At 68.7% G+C, this 17,726-nt stretch carries 14 protein-coding genes; 5 read left to right on the top strand and 9 right to left on the bottom strand.

What is annotated here, in order from left to right; genetic code table 11:
- Positions 1-103: 103 nt before the first annotated feature.
- Positions 104-1,942 carry a flippase-like domain-containing protein gene (locus tag LI337_RS12575; RefSeq protein ID WP_227230188.1) on the bottom strand — a complete coding sequence of 613 codons (1,839 nt, stop codon included), beginning with the start codon at positions 1,940-1,942 and terminating at the stop codon, positions 104-106.
- A 970-nt stretch (positions 1,943-2,912) separates the two neighbouring features.
- A complete protein-coding gene (locus LI337_RS12570; RefSeq protein WP_227230187.1) occupies positions 2,913-3,353 on the bottom strand; it encodes a DUF5518 domain-containing protein in 441 nt (146 codons plus the stop codon).
- Positions 3,354-3,546: 193 nt separating this feature from the next.
- Between LI337_RS12570 and LI337_RS12565 the strand changes: the two genes are divergently transcribed.
- The 4 genes from LI337_RS12565 to LI337_RS12550 all read left to right on the top strand — a co-directional run bounded on the left by LI337_RS12565 (position 3,547) and on the right by LI337_RS12550 (position 8,610).
- Positions 3,547-5,721 (top strand): ATP-dependent DNA helicase, encoded by a 2,175-nt coding sequence (locus tag LI337_RS12565; RefSeq protein WP_303645275.1) that lies wholly within the window; start codon positions 3,547-3,549, stop codon positions 5,719-5,721.
- A 114-nt stretch (positions 5,722-5,835) separates the two neighbouring features.
- Positions 5,836-6,735, top strand: coding sequence for an NAD-dependent epimerase/dehydratase family protein (locus LI337_RS12560; protein ID WP_227230185.1), 900 nt, complete (start codon positions 5,836-5,838; stop codon positions 6,733-6,735).
- A 77-nt stretch (positions 6,736-6,812) separates the two neighbouring features.
- Positions 6,813-7,436, top strand: a complete 624-nt coding sequence (locus LI337_RS12555; RefSeq protein WP_227230184.1) for a phosphoribosyltransferase — start codon at positions 6,813-6,815, stop codon at positions 7,434-7,436.
- Positions 7,437-7,488: 52 nt separating this feature from the next.
- A complete protein-coding gene (locus LI337_RS12550) occupies positions 7,489-8,610 on the top strand; it encodes a 60S ribosomal export protein NMD3 (protein ID WP_227230183.1) in 1,122 nt (373 codons plus the stop codon).
- A gap of 210 nt (positions 8,611-8,820) precedes the next feature.
- Here LI337_RS12550 and LI337_RS12545 read toward each other — a convergent pair whose 3' ends face one another.
- The 7 genes from LI337_RS12545 to LI337_RS12515 form a co-directional block, all read right to left on the bottom strand.
- Positions 8,821-9,015 (bottom strand): DUF7317 family protein, encoded by a 195-nt coding sequence (locus tag LI337_RS12545; RefSeq protein WP_227230182.1) that lies wholly within the window; start codon positions 9,013-9,015, stop codon positions 8,821-8,823.
- A gap of 440 nt (positions 9,016-9,455) precedes the next feature.
- Complete coding sequence (locus tag LI337_RS12540) at positions 9,456-11,252, bottom strand: helicase C-terminal domain-containing protein (protein ID WP_227230181.1); 1,797 nt, start codon at positions 11,250-11,252, stop codon at positions 9,456-9,458.
- A 78-nt stretch (positions 11,253-11,330) separates the two neighbouring features.
- On the bottom strand, positions 11,331-11,534 hold the full coding sequence (locus LI337_RS12535; RefSeq protein ID WP_227230180.1) for a DUF7561 family protein: 204 nt from the start codon (positions 11,532-11,534) through the stop codon (positions 11,331-11,333).
- A gap of 40 nt (positions 11,535-11,574) precedes the next feature.
- Complete coding sequence (locus tag LI337_RS12530) at positions 11,575-13,110, bottom strand: SipW-dependent-type signal peptide-containing protein (RefSeq protein WP_227230179.1); 1,536 nt, start codon at positions 13,108-13,110, stop codon at positions 11,575-11,577.
- 242 nt (positions 13,111-13,352) lie between these two features.
- The gene (locus LI337_RS12525) at positions 13,353-14,162 is read right to left on the bottom strand and encodes a hypothetical protein (RefSeq protein ID WP_227230178.1); all 810 of its coding nucleotides are present in this window, start codon (positions 14,160-14,162) and stop codon (positions 13,353-13,355) included.
- 215 nt (positions 14,163-14,377) lie between these two features.
- Positions 14,378-14,998 carry a rubrerythrin family protein gene (locus LI337_RS12520; protein WP_227230177.1) on the bottom strand — a complete coding sequence of 207 codons (621 nt, stop codon included), beginning with the start codon at positions 14,996-14,998 and terminating at the stop codon, positions 14,378-14,380.
- A 265-nt stretch (positions 14,999-15,263) separates the two neighbouring features.
- Positions 15,264-16,838, bottom strand: a complete 1,575-nt coding sequence (locus LI337_RS12515; protein ID WP_227230176.1) for a heme-binding protein — start codon at positions 16,836-16,838, stop codon at positions 15,264-15,266.
- A gap of 141 nt (positions 16,839-16,979) precedes the next feature.
- On the opposite strand from LI337_RS12515, the gene LI337_RS12510 reads away from it, so the two are divergent.
- Complete coding sequence (locus LI337_RS12510) at positions 16,980-17,498, top strand: PadR family transcriptional regulator (protein ID WP_227230175.1); 519 nt, start codon at positions 16,980-16,982, stop codon at positions 17,496-17,498.
- Positions 17,499-17,726: the final 228 nt, after the last annotated feature.

Below are 17,726 nucleotides of genomic sequence, written 5' to 3'. Positions count from 1 at the left end.
GCGTTTCTCACCGGACGGCTTCAATCCTCGGGGGAACTCGCGGCTCGGTCGTCGACAGGGTGTCTCGCGGCTCGGTCGTCGTCCGGCAGTGGGGACCCGCGCCTCAGTCGTCGTCCGGCAGTTTGGCCTCGACACCCTCCGCCTCGGAACTCTCCTCGACGGCCTGCGTCAGCGAGACGTTCAGTCCGAGCATCGAGAGCACGCCGCCGATCACGGTCACGACGTTCTTGACCGCGTGGTCGAGGATGCCGGCCGCGAAGGCCACTTCGGGGCCGAGACCGGGCGGCGTCAGGATGACGACGAACGCGGTGAAAGCGGCCTCGTAGAGTCCGATCCCCCCGGGCGAGAGGGGGAGCACCTTGGCGAGGTTGCCGACGCTGACCGCGAAGAAGCCGACCGTCAGCAAGAGAGGCAGCGACAGCGCCGCGCCCGCCGCGAACGCCCGCAGGACGATCATCGCTGTGATCACGTCGAGCGTCCAGATGACGACGCTGGAGACGCCGACGCGGGCGAACGCGCCCCGGTCGCCGGCGACGGTCTGGACGCCGCCGACGAACTGCTCGATCACCCCGGCCACGTAGTCGGCGTAGGAGTCCGAGGAGAGTCGGGAGACGGCGGCCCGGACCAGATTGCTGTCGGACCGGGCGCTGACGACGATTGCGCCGACGGCGACGAGTGCGACCGCGCCGACGCCGACCGCGACCTGCACCGCAGTCCGGATGGCGGCCGCCTCGACGCCGGGGACGTTCCCGGAGACCGCCGCCGCGAGTTCGCCGACGCCGCCGGTGACGGCGAGGCCGACGAGCACGCTCCCCGCCAGCACCGTGATCGTCAGCAGGTCGAAGACCCGCTCGACCGCGAGAGAGGCGAAGCCGGTCGGATACGGAACTGCTCGGCGCGCTTTGACGACGTAGGCACGGACCGCGTCGCCCGCCCGCGCGGGAAACACGAGGTTACCGGTCTGACTGATGAACACTGCCCCCGTGAGGAAGCCGACGCTCCCCTCGTAGTCCAACTCCCTGAGGATGTCGCGGTAGCGAAGTCCCCGGAGCGGCCACGACAGGACGTAGACGGCCGCCGCGAGGCCCACGAGCGCAGGGTCGGCGCTGCGGAGCGCCCCGAGCACCGCGTCCACGTCGATGTAGACGGTCATGAGGCCGAGTGCGACGACCGACAGCAGGAGGCCGGCCACGACCGTCACGGGAGTCGTGATCCGGGGACTCACGGAGAGTTGCCACCACGTCCGGAGGATCTGACTCCCCATCCCGAACACGTCCCGGACGAGGTCGACCTTCGTGTCGCCCTTCGGTTCCCACTCGACCGGGAACTCCTCGACACGCAGGCCGTGGCGCTGCGCGCGCACGAGCATCTCGGTGTCCCAGAACCAGTGTTCGTCCTCCACCTCGTCGCGGAGGATTTCGAAGGCTTCCCGCGAGAAGGCCTTGAACCCGCACTGGTGGTCCCGCAGGTCGGAGCGCAGGAACAGGCGCACGAGGACGTTGAAGCCTCGACTCGGGACCCCGCGTTTCGCGGGGCGGTCGACCCGTTGGCCGGGCATCCAGCGCGACCCGGTGGCCACGTCGTACTCGCCAGAGCGGACCGACTCGACGAGGTGTTCGAGGTGGCTCATGTCGGTGGCGAGGTCGGTGTCGAAGTAGACCAGCGTCTCGCCGTCGGCGGCCGCGAACGCGCGGTCGAGTGCGCCCCCGCGACCGAGTCGAGTGTCGCTGTGGAAGTGGCGGACGCGGTCGTCCTCGCGTGCGAGGCGGTCGGCGATGTCGGGCGTGCGGTCGTCACAGCCGTCTTCGGCGACGAGAACCTCGAAGCTGTCCGGCGGGAGAAAGGCGGCGAGGCTGTCGAGAGTGACGCGGACCGTCTCCTCGATTGTCGCCTCCTCGTTGTACGCGGGGAGGACGACGCTCACCTCGACGGGGCGGCTCATTGGTTGGGAGAGGTGCCGACGCGGGTAAGAACTTTCTGGACTCTGGTTTCGGGGCGTGGGTGATCGTGTCTGCACGGGCCGGGGGGAGCGATGAGTGAGCGCGAACCGCGACTCGAACGACGACCGCGACTCGAACGACCACTACGACAGCACCGCAAACCGCACCAGCGCCGCTACTCGTCGTAGCGCGGCTACCACCGGAACCGCGACCGCACCAGCACCGCACCTCGGTCCTCTCCAGCCTCGGCGGATGCTCTCCGCACCGCCCGCCATCCTCCCTCGCGCGTTTCTCGCGTCTGGCGAGAGACACGCTCTCGCTGACCGTCGTCACCGGCGCTTCGCGCCGGTTGCTGGCGAGACCTCCGGTCTCGCTCTGTTCGTTCCACTCACGAAGACGCTTCTCGCGCGCCGACCGCAACAGCACTGCCAGCTTTCCACCACGACTCACGGCACACGCACCAGTCGAATGGGCTGGCGCGACACCTCGGCGGCGTGGGGCCGCCTCGGGCGGGGTTCATCTCGCGCACTTCGGCGGGATGCACCCGCCTCAGGCGAGCCGACGGTCGCAGGGAGGCTCGTAGCCCCGACTGGTCCACCGAGTGTTGCGTGCGCCTTCGTAAACTCCGGGTGGGGCTGAACGGGGCCGGCGGTCTCGTGAGCAGAGCGGGACCGGCGGTCCCGCAGGAAACCGGCGCGCCGCGCCGGTGACAGGGCGAGACCGAGGGTCTCGCTGGCAGTCGGGCGACTCTCGGGTCGCCCGACGACACTGGACTGAACGAGCGAGCTTCGCTCTCTCGAACGACAGGAAGTCGCGGCGTGGTCGAGACGCCGGGGGCTTTCACCCCTCGTCGTCCACGAGTCACTCGACAGAAGTCACATCAGGGAGGGCTTCACCTATCGGTGTCGCTGACCGAACGACGGCGTTCGTACCACCGGTCACACCGACGTACTCGACTCTTTCAATCAATCCTTATCGCGTGATGTAGGCCCCGAACATCCCGGCGGCGGCGCTGTCGATGGCGATGACGGCGGTCGCCACCAGTCCGGTCGCCAGCACCTGCCCACCGGCGAGCAGACTGGCGGTCGGGTCGGTCGCGGTGTTGCCCGTCAGGCCGAGCACCACCAGTACCCCCGTCAAGACCAGTCCGGCGAGCGTGCCGGCCAGCAGGCCGTTCCACCCGCCGCGCGTGACCGCGCCACCGGCCGCGTAGCCCGCGACGAAGCCACCGACCAGCCCCGCGAGAATCTGGCCGACGACCGGGACCACGAGGCCGAGCGTGCCGACGACCAGCGTGACCAGAAAGCCGATGGTGACCGCCCGCCTGTCGGTCATCTCCGCGAAGTCCCGATCCGGCGGCGTCTCGCCGAGACTCGTCACGCGACGCTCTACCGGGTCGTCGTCGTGGCTCACGGCGACACCTCCGGGCCGACGGTCGGTGTGACACGGGACTGCATACACGGGGAGATGCGCGACAGACGGGGAAAAGGTTCCCCTCTCGGTCGCCGTCGCGGACTGTCTCCCGGGCTTCACTTCCGCCGTGCCACCCGCACGTTTTAGCGTGATGCCGCCCAACCCCGGCGTAGTGGCGAGCACGAGCGACTACATGCGGTTCTTCCCCTACGAGGAACCGTACGACAGACAGCGTGACGCGATGGACCGCATCGCGAACGCGCTCTCACGCGAGCAGGACACCCTCTTCGAGGGGGCACCGGGAACTGGCAAGACCGTCTCGGCGCTCGTGCCCGCACTCGACTTCGCCCGCGAACACGACAAGACGGTCGTCATCACGACGAACGTCCACCAGCAGATGCGTCAGTTCGTCGAGGACGCCCGCGAGATCACCCGCCGGGAACCGATCCGGGCGGTCGTGTTCAAGGGCAAAGCCTCGATGTGCCACATCGACGTGGGTTACGAGGAGTGTCAGACGCTCCGGGACACCACGAGAAGCGTCGTCGAGACCGAACAGGACGCAGCGCAGTTAGAACGTCGCCAGCAGGCCCTGCTCGACCGGATGCAGGACGGCGACGACGAGGCCGCCGAAGCCCGCAGCGCGGTGATGGACGAACTCGACGCGGTGGAACAGGACCTCGAAGACCTCCAGTCCGCGAACGTCTGTGACTACTACTACAACAACCTCGTCGGCGACAACGACGACTTCTTCCAGTGGCTGTTCGACGACGTGCGCCGGCCCGAAGAGATCTACGAGTACGCCGACGAGCAGGAACTCTGCGGCTACGAACTCCTGAAGGAGGGGATGGAGGCGGTCGATCTGGTCGTCTGCAACTACCACCACCTGCTCGACCCGATGATCCGCGAGCAGTTCTTCCGGTGGCTGGACTGCGACCCCGAGGACGTCATCACCGTCTTCGACGAGGCGCACAACATCGAGGACGCCGCCCGCGACCACGCGACCCGGACGCTCACCGAGAACACCCTCGAATCGGCGCTCGGCGAACTGGAGGACGTGGACGACTCCCGCGCAGAGCCGGCACGAAACGTGATCGGCGCGTTCTACGACGCCCTCCGGGAGACCTACGACGAGGCGTTCGGCTTCGGGGAACGCGAGTCGGTCGGCGAGAACTGGTACGACCTCTCGATCACCAACGAGGACGCCCGCGACCAACTCACGCTGAACTTCCTCGACGCCTACGAGGGGCGGGGCATCTCCACCGAGGTCGAACTCGCCGCACAACTCGGTTCCTCGCTGGACGAACAGTACGAACAGGCCTACCGCGACGGCGAGTCGAACACCCGGACCGAGTGTCAGACCCTCCAAGCGGCCGCGTTCGTCCAGTCGTGGATGGACGAGAGCGCCGACCTCGGTCGCCACCCGATGGTGTCGGTGCGCCGCGACTCGGGCACCGACGAGATATACGGCCGCGCGGAACTGTACACCTGCATCCCGAGTGAGGTGACGAGCGACCTGTTCGACGAGGTGTACGCCTCCGTGCTGATGAGCGCGACCCTGCGGCCCTTCGACGTGACAGAGGACGTGTTGGGGCTGGACGACCCCGTGACGCTCGCGTACGGTCTCGGCTACCCCGAGGAGAACCGCCGAACGTTCTCCGTCGAGTCGCCCGCGCTCTTCTCGTCGGCGCGTGACGACGCCGAGGTGCAGGACGTGGTCGCCTCGACGCTCCGGGACACGATCCGGTTCACGCCGGGCAACACCCTGCTGTTCTTCCCCTCTTACTCGGAGGCGGAACGCTACTACGAGCGACTCGGCGGCGGGGGCGAGGGCCTGTCCGGCTTTGCCTCGACGGGGACGCTCTACCTCGACGAAGCCGGTACACCGACCGAGGACCTCCGCCGGCAGTTCGTCGAGTCGGACGACGCCACCCTGTTCACCTCGCTGTGGGGGACGCTCGCCGAGGGTGTGAGTTTCGACGGCGACGACGCCCGGACCGTCGCCGTGGTCGGGGTGCCGTACCCGCACCTCTCGGACCGGATGGAGGCGGTGCAGGACGCCTACGACCGGGTGTACGACCGCCGACAGGACGCCGGCTGGCGCTACGCGGTCGAGATTCCGACCATCCGGAAGACCCGGCAGGCGCTCGGCCGGGTCATCCGGTCGCCCGAGGACTTCGGCGTCCGCGTGCTGCTGGACAAGCGGTACACCTCGGCCAGCGACGGGATGGGCAAGTACGGCGTCCGGGACACCTTCCCGCCGGAGGAACGCGAGGAGTTGATCGACGTGGGTCCCGAGAAACTGAAGTTCGCGATGTTGAACTTCTACAGCGACCACGACGCCTACGACGGGCCGCCCCCACAGCCCTGAGACGGCGAGCGTGACTCCTACCGCGCGGCGTCGCCGGTCGGCAAGCGATCGCACGCGGCGTCGCCGGTCGCCGCGAGCCACCCTTTCTTTGTCCCGGCGGTCGTCTCTGCGCGCATGACCGAAACAGTGCTCGTGACCGGCGGACTCGGCAGATCGGGTCGGTGGCTCGTCGACGGACTCGCGGACGACTACGAGGTCGTCTGTCTCGACACCGCCCACCCCGGCTTCGAGGTCGCCGAACGCGAGTCGATAACCTTCCGCGCCGCCGACCTCACCGACCGGGCCGAGGCCTTCGAGACCGTCGCCGAGGTCGACCCCGACGCGGTCGTCCACTGGGCCGCGTTGCCGACCCCGGAGCGCCACGCCGGGGGTCGCGTCTTCGAGACGAACACGATGGCGACGTACAACACGCTGGTCGCCGCCGGCAGGGCCGACGCCCGGATCGTCTGGGCCTCCAGCGAGTCGGCCTACGGCTTCGCGTTCCGCCGGCAAGACGCCCTGCCGGACCGTCTGCCGATCACCGAAGCCCACGCCCGCCGGCCGGAGGACCCCTACGGCACCTCCAAGGTCGTCGGTGAGGAGGTCGCCAAGATGGTCGTCAGGCGGTACGACACGCCGGTCGTCTCGGTCCGCCCCTCGTGGATCCAGTACCCCGGCGAGTACGCCTGTCGGTCGGGCCTCGCCGAGGAGGGACTCTCGTTGGGTGCGGGCAACTTCTGGTCGTACGTCGACGTGCGGGACGTGGTGTCGCTGGTCGTCAGCGCACTCGACGCCGGTGTTCGCGGCCACGAGGCGGTCCACGCCGCCGCCGCCGACACCTACCTCGACCGGGGGACCGTCGACGCGGTCCGCGACTACTTCGGCGCGGTGCCGGACGACTGCGAGGTCGAGGGCGACGACTCGCCGCTCTCGACCGCGAAGGCCGAGCGCCTGTTCGACTGGACGCCGACCCACTCGTGGCGCGACGCGGTGGACGAAGCGGTGCCGGCACCGGCGCTGCTCGCCGAGGAGTAGCTTCCACGTCCCGTCGGTCGCTGCACCCCGCGACACAGCCTTTTGCCGACTGCTGTCGTAGTCGAACGAGGTGTCCCATGTTCACGAATCGAACCGAGGCCGGAGCGCGACTCGCCGACACGCTCGCCGACGCGGGCGTCGAACCCGACATCGTCCTCGCTGTGCCGCGGGGCGGACTCCCGGTCGGGCGGGCGGTCGCCGACCGGTTCGGCGTTCCGCTCGACGTCGTGATCGCGGTCAAACTCGGCGCGCCGGGGAACCCGGAACTCGCACTCGGGGCGGTCGCCGGCGACGGGAGCGTCTGGCTCAACGGCGACCTCGTGGCTCAACTCGGCGTCGACGAGACGTACCTCGACCGGGTTCGCCGGGAGAAAGCCGAGACGGCCCGGGAGAAGGTCGAGACCTACCGCGACGACGGGCCACTCCCGGACCTCGCGGGGAAGACGGTGGTCGTCGTGGACGACGGCGTGGCGACCGGCGCGACGACGCGGGCCTGTCTCAGGCAGGTTCGGGCCGGCAACGCCGAGCGTGTCGTCCTCGCGGTGCCGGTCGGCTCGGCGGACGTGCTGGCAGAACTTCGGTCGGAAGCCGACGACGTGATCGCGGTGGAGACACCGAGGGGATTCGGCGCGGTCGGCGCGCACTACCGGGACTTCCGGCAGGTGTCCGACGACGAGGCACGGTCGTTCCTGCGGGAGTAGTGGGTAACAGGCTTCGCGGGGCTTAAACGCTCGAACCGTCTATCCCGTCTCCATGAGCGAGTCACGCGAGTTCTGTCCCCGGTGTGGCGATCCGATTCCGGAGCGGGGTGACCCACTGCCGGGCGAGCCACGCGACCGGGACGAGTCCCTCTGTGACGCCTGCTACTTCGACGACTTCGACCTCGTGGACGCGCCCGACCGCATCGAAGTGCGCGTCTGCTCGCAGTGCGGGGCGATCCACCGTGGCAACCGGTGGGTCGACGTCGGCGCGCGCGACTACACCGACGTCGCCGTGGACGAGGTGACCGAAGCACTCGGTGTCCACGTCGAAGCCGACGACGTGACGTGGGGCGTCGAACCCGAACAGGTCGACCAGAACACGATCCGGATGCACTGTCTCTTCTCGGGGACGGTCCGGGGCACCTTCCTCGAGGAGGAGGTGATCGTCCCGGTCATGATCTCCCGCCAGACCTGCCAGCGCTGTGGTCGGATCGCGGGCGGCTACTACTCCAGTATCGTCCAGATCCGCGCGACCGACCGGACGCCGACTCCCGAGGAGGAGGAGCGCGCAGTCGAGATCGCCGAGTCGTACATCGCCGACCGCGAGGAGAAGGGCGACCGCAACGCGTTCATCTCCGACATCGGCGAGACCGCCGACGGGACGAACATCAAAGTCTCCACGAACCAGATGGGCGGCGGCATCGCCAAGCGCGTCGTCCGGGAACTCGGCGGCCACGTGAAGGAGTACCCGACGCTCGTCACCGAAGACGGCGACGGCAACGAGGTGTACCGCGTGACCTACGCGGTCCGCCTCCCGAAGTTCACGCCCGGCGACGTGATCGACCCCGACGACGACGCGGGGCCGGTGCTGGTCCGGAGCGTGCAGGGGAACCTGAAGGGGACGCGACTGGCGACCGGCGACCAGTACGAGGCCCGGTTCGAGGAGGGCGAGACGCCGGACGCGAGAAAACTCGGGACCGCCGAGGACGCCAGCGAGACGACGGTCGTCGCCGTCGAGGACGACCACGCGGTGCAGGTGCTCGACCCGGAGACCTACGAGTCGAAGACGGTGCCGCGACCCGACTTCTTCGATCCGGACGCCGAGACGGTGCCCGTGCTGAAGAGTCGGGCCGGTCTGCACGTGCTCCCCGAGGACGTCTCGGAGACCGACTGAGGGCGTCTGCAGGGAGCGAAGGGCGGGGCTGGGAGCAGGGTACTCTCTCGAAAGAACCGAGTCGCGGCGCGCGCCGATGGTGACGCGACGCGGAGCGTCAGGGGGGTGAAACGCGGCTGTCGTGAACCACGGCGGGTCGGTGTGGGCGGACCCGCGTGTGGTCGGCCGTCGACCGTCGGTGTGGCGTCCGGTGACGGCGAGGTGCGCCGATCAGTCGGCGCGTGCGGGGCGGTCTGGACGGGCCGGAGTGGCGGTCGGTGCCTCGTCCGCGAGGGCCACGCCGTGAGCGCGGAGAGCCGCCTCCATCGCCTCGGGCGTCCGGCCGGCGCGCTTGGCGGCCTGTGTCAGCGTCAGTGTCCCGTTCTCGTACAGCGTGATCGCCGTCGTGAGGGCGTGTGTGTGCATCGGCGTTACTCACCCATACAGATACCTGCCTTGTAAAGCTATCGTGACAATCCCTGTCAGGTCCCGGCGAAGGGTGCGCCTACTACGGTGTGATTGTCAAACTATTCGGCGTGGAAGTGGACAAGACTGTTCGGACATCGGGTTCTGCAATAATTGCCAGCATCGGTTCGCCGCGAGGGTAAACAGACATTAATAACCGTGATGGTACGGTGGCGTGTTGACGTACCACGTGGTATCAGCACCGCAGAGAGCGAGGGATTTAGGGAATCGGGGGGCCGACTGGGCGTATGGACCGACAGCAGTGGCTCGCGCTCCTCCTCGTGGTGTTGATGATCGGGTCGTCCGTCGCCTACGCCGGCACCGCGCTGTTCCTCTGAGCCGACTCGTCTCCCGACCCGTCCCTGCTCGTGTGGCGAGTCACCCGACCGCCCACAGGTCGGTCAGTTGTCGCCCCACACGTCCGACAGGGGGTGGTTCGCTCGCTGTTCTGCACTCGACTGTTTCGTCCCCTGCTCGGTGGTCTGCCCCCTCCGTAGTCGGCCGAAGCCGCCACCGCGACCACTGTCGCGGCTCCCGGTCGTGCTCTCGCCGACCGCACTCGCGGGGTCGAACGCGGGCAGGTCGGGCGTCGAACAGCGATCCACCTGCTCGGCGAACCAGTCGGGCATGTCGGCGCGGGCACGGTCGAACAGGTCCAGCAGACTGCTGTCGGCGAGGTAGGTCGCGCCGTGGTCGTCCGGCGCGCGGACGACCCGCCCGCAGGCCTGGATGACGGTCCGGAGCGCCGACCGGTGGTACCACGCCCACTGCCCCTCCGCCAGTCGGCGGGCGACTCTGGAGTCGCCGGTGTTGAGGTACGGTGCCTTGCAGAGCACCTGCCAGCGCGCGAGGTCACCTTTCAGGTCCAGCGCCTCCTCCATCTTCACCGAGAGGAACAGTTCCGGGTCCGACGAGGCCTTCCACGCCTCGAGTTCCGCGTCGCGGTTCTCCCGGTCGTGGAGGCGGACCCGCGACCCGACGCCGAACTCCGCGAGGTGGTCGGCCAGTTTCTCCTGGATGGCGTAGGAGTGCGCGTGGACGATGCCCTTCTCGTCGGGGTGGTGGGCCATGAGTCGGACGAGCAGGCGAGCGATCTTCGGGACCGTCTCCTCGCGGTGCTCGTAGGTCATCTTCCCCTGCGTCACGTCGTACAGCGGGCGGTTCTCGACCGGGAACGTGTGTGGCACGTCCACGAGTGCCACGTCGCTCGGGTCGAGACCGACCTGTCGGCAGAAGGCCTCTTTGTTCAGAATCGTCGCCGACAGCAGGGCGAACTTGTTGCCCCGGTCCCAGACGGTGTGGTGGAGGTACTTCTCGGGGTTGAGGGGTTTGATCGTCAGCGGCGTCCCCTCGCCGCCGTCCTGGTCGACGACCCACGTCGTCGGACTCTCCGGATCGCGGTAGTCCTCGACGAACCAGTTCAACTCGGAGAGCAGCTCTTGGAGACGGTCGCGGCGAGCGGCCTCCTCGGGTGTCAGTTCGGGGCGTGCCAGCAGGTCGTCCTTTTCACGGGAGCAGACGCCCGCGAGCGTCTCTGCGAACCGCACCGCGCGGTCGGCCGGGTCGTCGGCGTCGGCGACCGCCGGGACGCGGACGTCGTCCCAGACCGGCACGGTCCGCGGCTTCAGATCGATCGTCGCGTACATCTCCGCCCACTCCGCGAGGCCGTGGGCCTCGTCGATCACGACCACGTCCCGCTTCCGGAACACCTCGGAGCCGGCGGTCTGCATGAAGTACGCCAGCGTCATCGCCGCGATCTGGCGGTTCGAGGCGATTGCCCGGTCGGAGAAGTACGGACACCGGTGTTTGATCGAGCAGTCGTACCCCTTCTCGCGGGCGCAGGGCGCGCGGTCGACCGGCGTGTCGTGTTCGCCCGGCAGGATGCAGGTGTAGTTGCGCTTCCCCCGGATCACGTTCAGGTCGTCCAGCAGGTCGTCGCTCGCCACGTCGTCCAACTGCGAGACCTGCGGCGTGGTGTAGTACGCGCCGGTCGCCTGACTGGGTCCCGCCTCCTCTATCGTACGGGCCGCGCCGGCGATAGACCGCGCGAGAAGAGACTTCCCACTCCCGGTCGGGGCGCGCACGAGGACGACCTCGTTCCCTGCGGCGAACGCGTCGGCGATGTCCGCGAGGGCCTGTCTCTGGGCACCGCGGTGGGAGGGCGCGGGGAACTCGCTGGCGATGCGCTCCGGGTTCACTGGACCGGGGTTAGTCGTTCTCCCTCAAAAGGATGCGGATGGGGTACGCCGGCGGTCGCCGGTTCACTCTGCCGTCGATTACAGCGCCGACACGTCGTCCTGCGTCACCTCGCGGTCGTCGGGCAGTCGCTCGATGCAGTCGAAACAGAGGAAGTGGTCGCTCCCGTCGGCGAGCTCCAGCGACATCCCGCCGGTCGTCTCGTCGGAGAAGGACCAGAAGTCCGCGATGCCGCCCGCGATCTTCACCTCGGTCCCGCAGGCGTCGCAGGGATCGGTGCTCATAGAGGCAGGGAGGCACCGGAGACGGAAAGCGTTGGCTCCGTCAGTACAGCGTCGCACAGAGCACGAGTGCGGTCGGGTTGCCCGTCGGGGTTCGGCCGGAGTCGTTGACCACGCGGGCCCGGAGGGTGTGCGTCCCGGCGTCCACGTCGAAGTACCGCGGGACGACGTCGATCGGGTTGTATGTGTCGTACGCGAACAGCACGTCGCCGTCGAGTTCGAGCGTGACGCTGTTGTCCGCGCCGATGGCCTTGACCTCGAGCGTCGAGTACATGCCGCTGGCGCGGTCGGGGGCCTCGAACTCGACCTCGTAGACGTACTCGCCGACGGGGTCGCTCACGGTCTCGCCGTTGCCGTACGGGTCGATCCACGCGGCACAGTCACCCGGCACGCTGGCGTACCGCGGGTGCGGGAGGGTGTCGACCGCGAGTTCACCCTCGACGGTCGCGTCGGTACCCGGCACGTCGACGACGCGCCACGGGGCGTGTGCGGTGCCGGTCGACAGGTCGAGCGGCGACTGGACGCCCGCCGCGAGCATGTTGTGCCGGCACTGTTCGGCGTAGAACGTCAGGCCGAAGGAGAGCCGGTCGGTCTGTGCGAGGTTCACGTCGACGTCGGCGATGCTGTCGAACTGATCGTACTTGCCGACCAGTTCCATCGCCATGTTGTTCGCCGACGCGGAGGGGAGCGCCGCGAACTCCGCGGGCGTGGACGGGAGGACCCACCGGAAGCCGAGACACGAGAGGCCCTGGAAGCAGAGGTCGTCGTCGTTCGTCAGGCGCAGACCCTTCCCGTCGTCGTTCCGGTCGAGCGCGGCCGCGAACAGGTCCGCGAGCGAGCCACGGAAGACGTAGTCCTCGCCGGTCTCGCGGGTGTTGGAGCAGTCGTCGTCGTGCCAGAGTTCGACGTAGAGGAAGTCGTCCAGTTCGCCCTCGCTGTCGTCGTCGCCCGCCTCGGGTTCGACGACGCCGTTCTCGTCGTCGACGAGGCGCTCGGCACCGAGGTAGAGGTACGCGGGGTTGTCACAGACGTGGAGGCTGATCGTCGCCTCGCCCTCGTCGTGGGGCTTCACGTCGTTCAGCGAGAACAGGATCGGTTCCACGCCGTCGGCGTACGGCTGGCCGGCGACGCCGAGGAAGTCCGGTTCGTCGCCGTCGTACACCTGCAGGCCGGTCTCGGCGGCGTCGAGTTGCGCCTGCACGTCGGCGAAGCTGTTCCGGCCGATGGCACAGGCGTCGAGGACGTCGGTCGTCAGACTCGCCCAGTCTGCGCCGGCGATAGCGCCGCCCTCGGCCGTGCGGAGGTCCGGGCTCTGGCCGACGAGGTAGGTGCGGTCTGCGTCCGGGACGGGGACGGCGGGGCCGTCGACGATGGCGTCGGTGGCGTCCTGCGGGAGCCACGTCGAGTACGTGGCGCGGTAGTCCACGAGCAGGTCGACGCGACCGGCGGTCAGGTCTGCGGAGACGGCCTCCTCGTCGCTGAAGAAGGCGGTCGTGCCGAGGCCGGCCCCGGCGGAGGCGATGCCGATGGTTCCCAGTCCGGCGAGTACCTCGCGCCGGGAGATAGTGTGTCGTGTCATGATGGCAGTGGGCCGGGCGGTCCGGCGGTCACGACTCCCCGTACCACAGACCGGGCCATAGGTACGCGCCGGGTGTCACCGGACTAACCGGACAGTAGCATCGGCTAAGCGGGTAGTAGAACGGCCTAGGCACTCGGTACCAGACTGGTACGCACCCCGTACTGACCCGCAGTCGACCCTCCGACGCTGGGCGCGAGTGTCGGGAGACGGAGTCGCTCGGGGGTCGACCGACCGGGGGTCGCTCACTCCGGAAACGGTGCCCCGGCGACACCACAGTCGGTGCCGGCGAAGTCCAGCGCCAGCGACAGCCCGTCGGTCTGGACCGTGTTCGGCGCGTCGGTCGGCAGGTACCACCGGAGCGCAACCGGGTACGTACCGGGTGTGAGACAGCCGGAATCGTCGGCTCCCTCGGCGTCGTCGACGAGTGGAACTCCCTCGGCGAGCGTGCCGAGGCCCTCGGCCGGGCCGTCGTAGAACACCGACTCGTCGGCGTCCAGTAGCCCGTCGCCGTCGCTGTCGAGCCACAGCGTCACGCGGAGGTGCGACTGGAGTTCGCCGACGGCGGTGTCGTCACCGGCGGTGCGCTCCGGTTCGACGAGCCCACCCTCGGTGAACTCGCCCGCGTCGGCCCGGAGCCAGAGTCGTGCGGGACCGCCGACGAGTCGCAGGTCGACCGACAGCGTGCCGGCGTCGCCGGGGTGGAGGTCGGACAGGGTGGTCGGCGGGAGCGTGACGCCGACGAGTCTGCCGGGCGGCGTGGGCCGAGGCTCCGGTGTCGGCGTGGGCGTCCGGCGTCGCCGGCGACGCGACCGGTCGTCGCCGGACGTGTCGCTCGGGCTGGTTGGCCCGCTGGAGTTCGGGATCGGGACGGGGCTGTCGGTCGGGGTCGGATCGAGTCGGTAGTCGAGTTGGAGGTCGAAGGTGGTCTCCGTCTGATCGGGCGTGGTCTGCCCGAGTGCGCCGAAGCCGGCACCGAGGCAGGCGATTCCCACTGCCCCGGCACCGGCGAGGACTTCCCGTCGCGTCGGTCGTCTCGTCGGTGTGGTCTGCATCTGTGTCTCTCCCGCCCGACACGTCGAGGTCGCTCGTCGGGGGAGACCGACGAGTCGATGGCTCCCGGCGGGTCGGTTGGCTACTACCAGTTGTGCGGGACCGGAGATAGGTACGAACACCGGACACGTCACCTAAGCGGGAGATAACCCGTGGTACGCCGTCCGTACCGGGTGGACTGGACGTGTCGCGGGCGTGTCTCGGCGGAGACGACCGCTCAGCAGACGTTCTTCGGCTTGACGCCCATGCTCTCCAGTGTTTCGACGTAGTCGTCGTAGGCGACCTCGATCACGGCGTCCGCGGCCTCGCGGGCGCGGTCCCACTCGGCGTCGTCCGTGCAGGTGTCCGCCAGTAGTTCGGCGGCGTCGTCACGCTGACTCTCGACGTCGCCACGGAGGTCCCGGAAGGTGTTCGCGGTCGTCGGGTCCGCGTCGCCGACGAAGAAGCCGACCATCTGCTCGACGGTCTTGCCGGCCACGAGGCGCGCCGCGACCAGTGCGGCGAGGCGGTCGACGGTCCCCTCGACCGAGTCGCAGTGGGCGTACACCGGCAGGCTGTCGACCGGTTCGTAGTCGTCGGGTTCGACTCGCTCGGCGTGGGCGCGGCTGGTCTCGGCGACGTCGGCGAAGAGGTCGGCGGCCTGGTCGCTGTCCTCGTCTGCGGCCCAGGCGTCGAAGGTGCGGGCGGCGATGGTCGCCTCGTCGGTCGCCGCGCGCCGCACGTGGGCGGCGTCCATCTCGCCGCCGGTGACGGCGTACAGCGCCTTCGAGGATCCGAGCCGCGACAGGGCCGTCTCGTGGTCGTCGCGCAGTGCGTCGAGGAACTCCTGTCCGTTCATGCTCGCCCGTTCGCTCGGTTCGGCCTTGTAGCCACCGCACCGGTCCCGGCGTCCACAGCCACGGCGTGCCGACTCGTCCCGGTGGCACAAGCGTCGGCGGGACGAACCCCCTCACTTCGTTTCGAAACCCGGTGACGTGAGTCCCTCTCGGCGTGTGAGGACCACTTTCACTCCGGAGCGTCAGACGCGAAACACCGGTCGGCGAGTGGTTCGGCCGAGAGAGGCGATCGCCGAACGAGTCGAGGAACCCCCGTCGTCGGGTGGGTCAGGCGAGGAAGACGTGGCGGGGGCGGTCGGCCAGCACGTCACGACCCCACTGGACCGTGTTCCGGAAGTCGTCGCTCCGGAAGAACCCCATCGCGTCCTCACGCGAGTCCCACTGACTGGAGATGAACATGTCGTTCGCGTCCTCGCGGTTGACCATCAGATCGGTGTCCTGGTGGCCGTCGATCTCGTTCAGTTTCGCGCCGACGACGCCGAACTTCTCGACGAACTCCTCGCGGTAGTCCGGCTTGACGGTGTAGAACATCCCCATCGTCCCGAAGCCGGACTCCTCGCCCGCCCGGGAGACGATTCCGGGGAGTTCCGAGAGGAAGCCGGCGGCGGTGTCCGCGGCGCTCGCCGTCTCCCAGATGCTCACGACCGCCCGGCGAGAGCCGTCCTCGGCGTCGTAGACGGCGGTCTTGACGTGGGTGCCGTAGTGGTCGAAGTTGCTCCGGAGTCCCTCGACCTCCTCGAACAACTCGTCGGCGTCGGCCTCCGAGTAGAGGACGGTCGCGTACACGTCTTCGCCGTGCGGTTTCCCGGCGTAGATGTCCAGATCCGAGAGTTCACCGCGAATCTCCTCGTCGGAGTCGCCGGCGTCCGCGTCGGCAGACTCGCCGTGGTGACTGCCGTCGTCGCCGTGGTGGCCGCTCGCCTCTGCTTCGCCGTGGCCGCTCTCGCCGCCGTGGGGGTGGTCGCCGTGGCCGCCCTCGCCGCCGTGGGGGTGGTCACCGTGTGGTGACTCGCCGTGGGGGTGGCCGCCCTCGTCGGCCTCGCTCGCGCCGTGGCCGGCGTCGGCCGTCGGCACCGACTCGCCTGCGAGGAAGGCGTCGAGGTCTTCGGGCGGGAAGCGCCGGCCGACGTAGAACTGGCCGAACTCGCCGTACTTCGCCGACACCTCGTCGAAGCGCATCTCGTAGACGATGTCCTTGATGTCGGTCGGGTCGTCGGCGAACAGCGTGACGCCCCACTCGTAGTCGTCGAAGCCGACCGAGGAGGCGATGACCTGTTTGATCTTGCCGGCGTAGCCCTTGCCGGTCTCGCCGTGGGCGGACATCATGTCGGAGCGTTCCTCGAAGTCGAGGTCGTACCAGTTGTACTCCGGGTCGCGGCGCTTGCTCATCGGGTAGAAGGAGACGTAGGTGTCCTCGGGGATGTCGGGGTGGAGTTTCCCCTCGACGTAGCGGCGGTAGCCCGCGTCGACCGACTCGGGGTCATCGAAGTAGTCGGTCGAGCCGTACCCCGAGACCTCCGTCACCGAGACGTAGGAGGTCGTCTGTTCGGTGAAGCCGCCGAGTGCGGTGCGGTCGAACGCCCGCTCTGCGGTCGAGAGGGCGTCCAGCGTCGGCCGGAAGTGGACGACCATCAGGTCGGCCTTGTGGCCCAGCACCGAGAAGACGGCCGAGACGCCCTCGTCGGCGTCGGCGACGGCCTCGTGTCGCTGGAGGTAGTCGATCCCCTCGCGGACCGCGCGGTCCTGTTCGTGGTCGGGCGCGTCCCGCCACGCGTCCCAGTCCACGGTTCGGAGGTCGTGGAGTGCGAACCAGCCTTCGTCGGTCTGCGGTGGTTCTGCCATACTCCTCGCTTGGGACGGTCCGGACAAGGACCTTGCGTGTTTCCGCCGGCTGTGACTCCGACCCCCCGGCGGACTCCGACGCTGTCCGCGTCGCACCGCCCGACCGAAACGCTTTCCCAACCACACTGTTACGAACGAACGATGCGGAAGAGTGGCCCGCCACGCGGGTTAGTCTCGTATCTGGTGCTGGAGCTACTGAGCGAGAAGCCCCGGTACGGCTACGAGATACTGAAGGAGATCACGGCGCTCAGCGGCGGCCACTGGGAGCCGTCGTACGGTTCCGTCTACCCGATTCTCCACAAGTTCGAGGAGGAGGGCTGGGCCGAGCGGATCGACCGCGAGGACGAACCGGACCGGAAGTACTTCGCGCTGACCGACGCGGGGGAGTCGGAGTTGACCGAGAAACGCGTCGAGTGCGGCGGGAAGGCTGGGGAGTTCGCGGACACCATCCTCGGCTTCTACCACATCTACGTCGCCTTCGCCACCGACGAGCGGTTCGACGTGCCCTGCCCGGACGAGCAGTGGTGTTTCGACGAGACGTTCTCCTCGTGGATCGTCGAGCAGATCATCCGCCACCACGAGCGCGACTTCGGCCCCTTCGAGCGCGTCGACGCGACCCCCGAGGAGTTCTACGAGGAACACGGCGTCGACGCCGAGTAGACCCGACTTCGGGTCGAATTCGGCCACGACTGCGAGAGTACAGTACAGCACCTCCCACCGTACCGTAGACCGGGATGACACCAGTACGTCATTTGCTACCGTACCGCAAATAGTGACGGCATCAGCACCGCAGACCGCGACAGCACCGTACCTCGGTCCTCCCCAGCCTCGGGTCGCGCCTGAACGCGCGACCCTCCCTCACGCGCGTTTCTCGCGCGCGCCGGACTC

It is taken from the genome of Salinirubrum litoreum, assembly GCF_020567425.1.
GTDB classification, from domain to species: Archaea; Halobacteriota; Halobacteria; order Halobacteriales; family Haloferacaceae; genus Salinirubrum; species Salinirubrum litoreum.
This window is presented reverse-complemented; position numbering and strand designations above follow the sequence as displayed.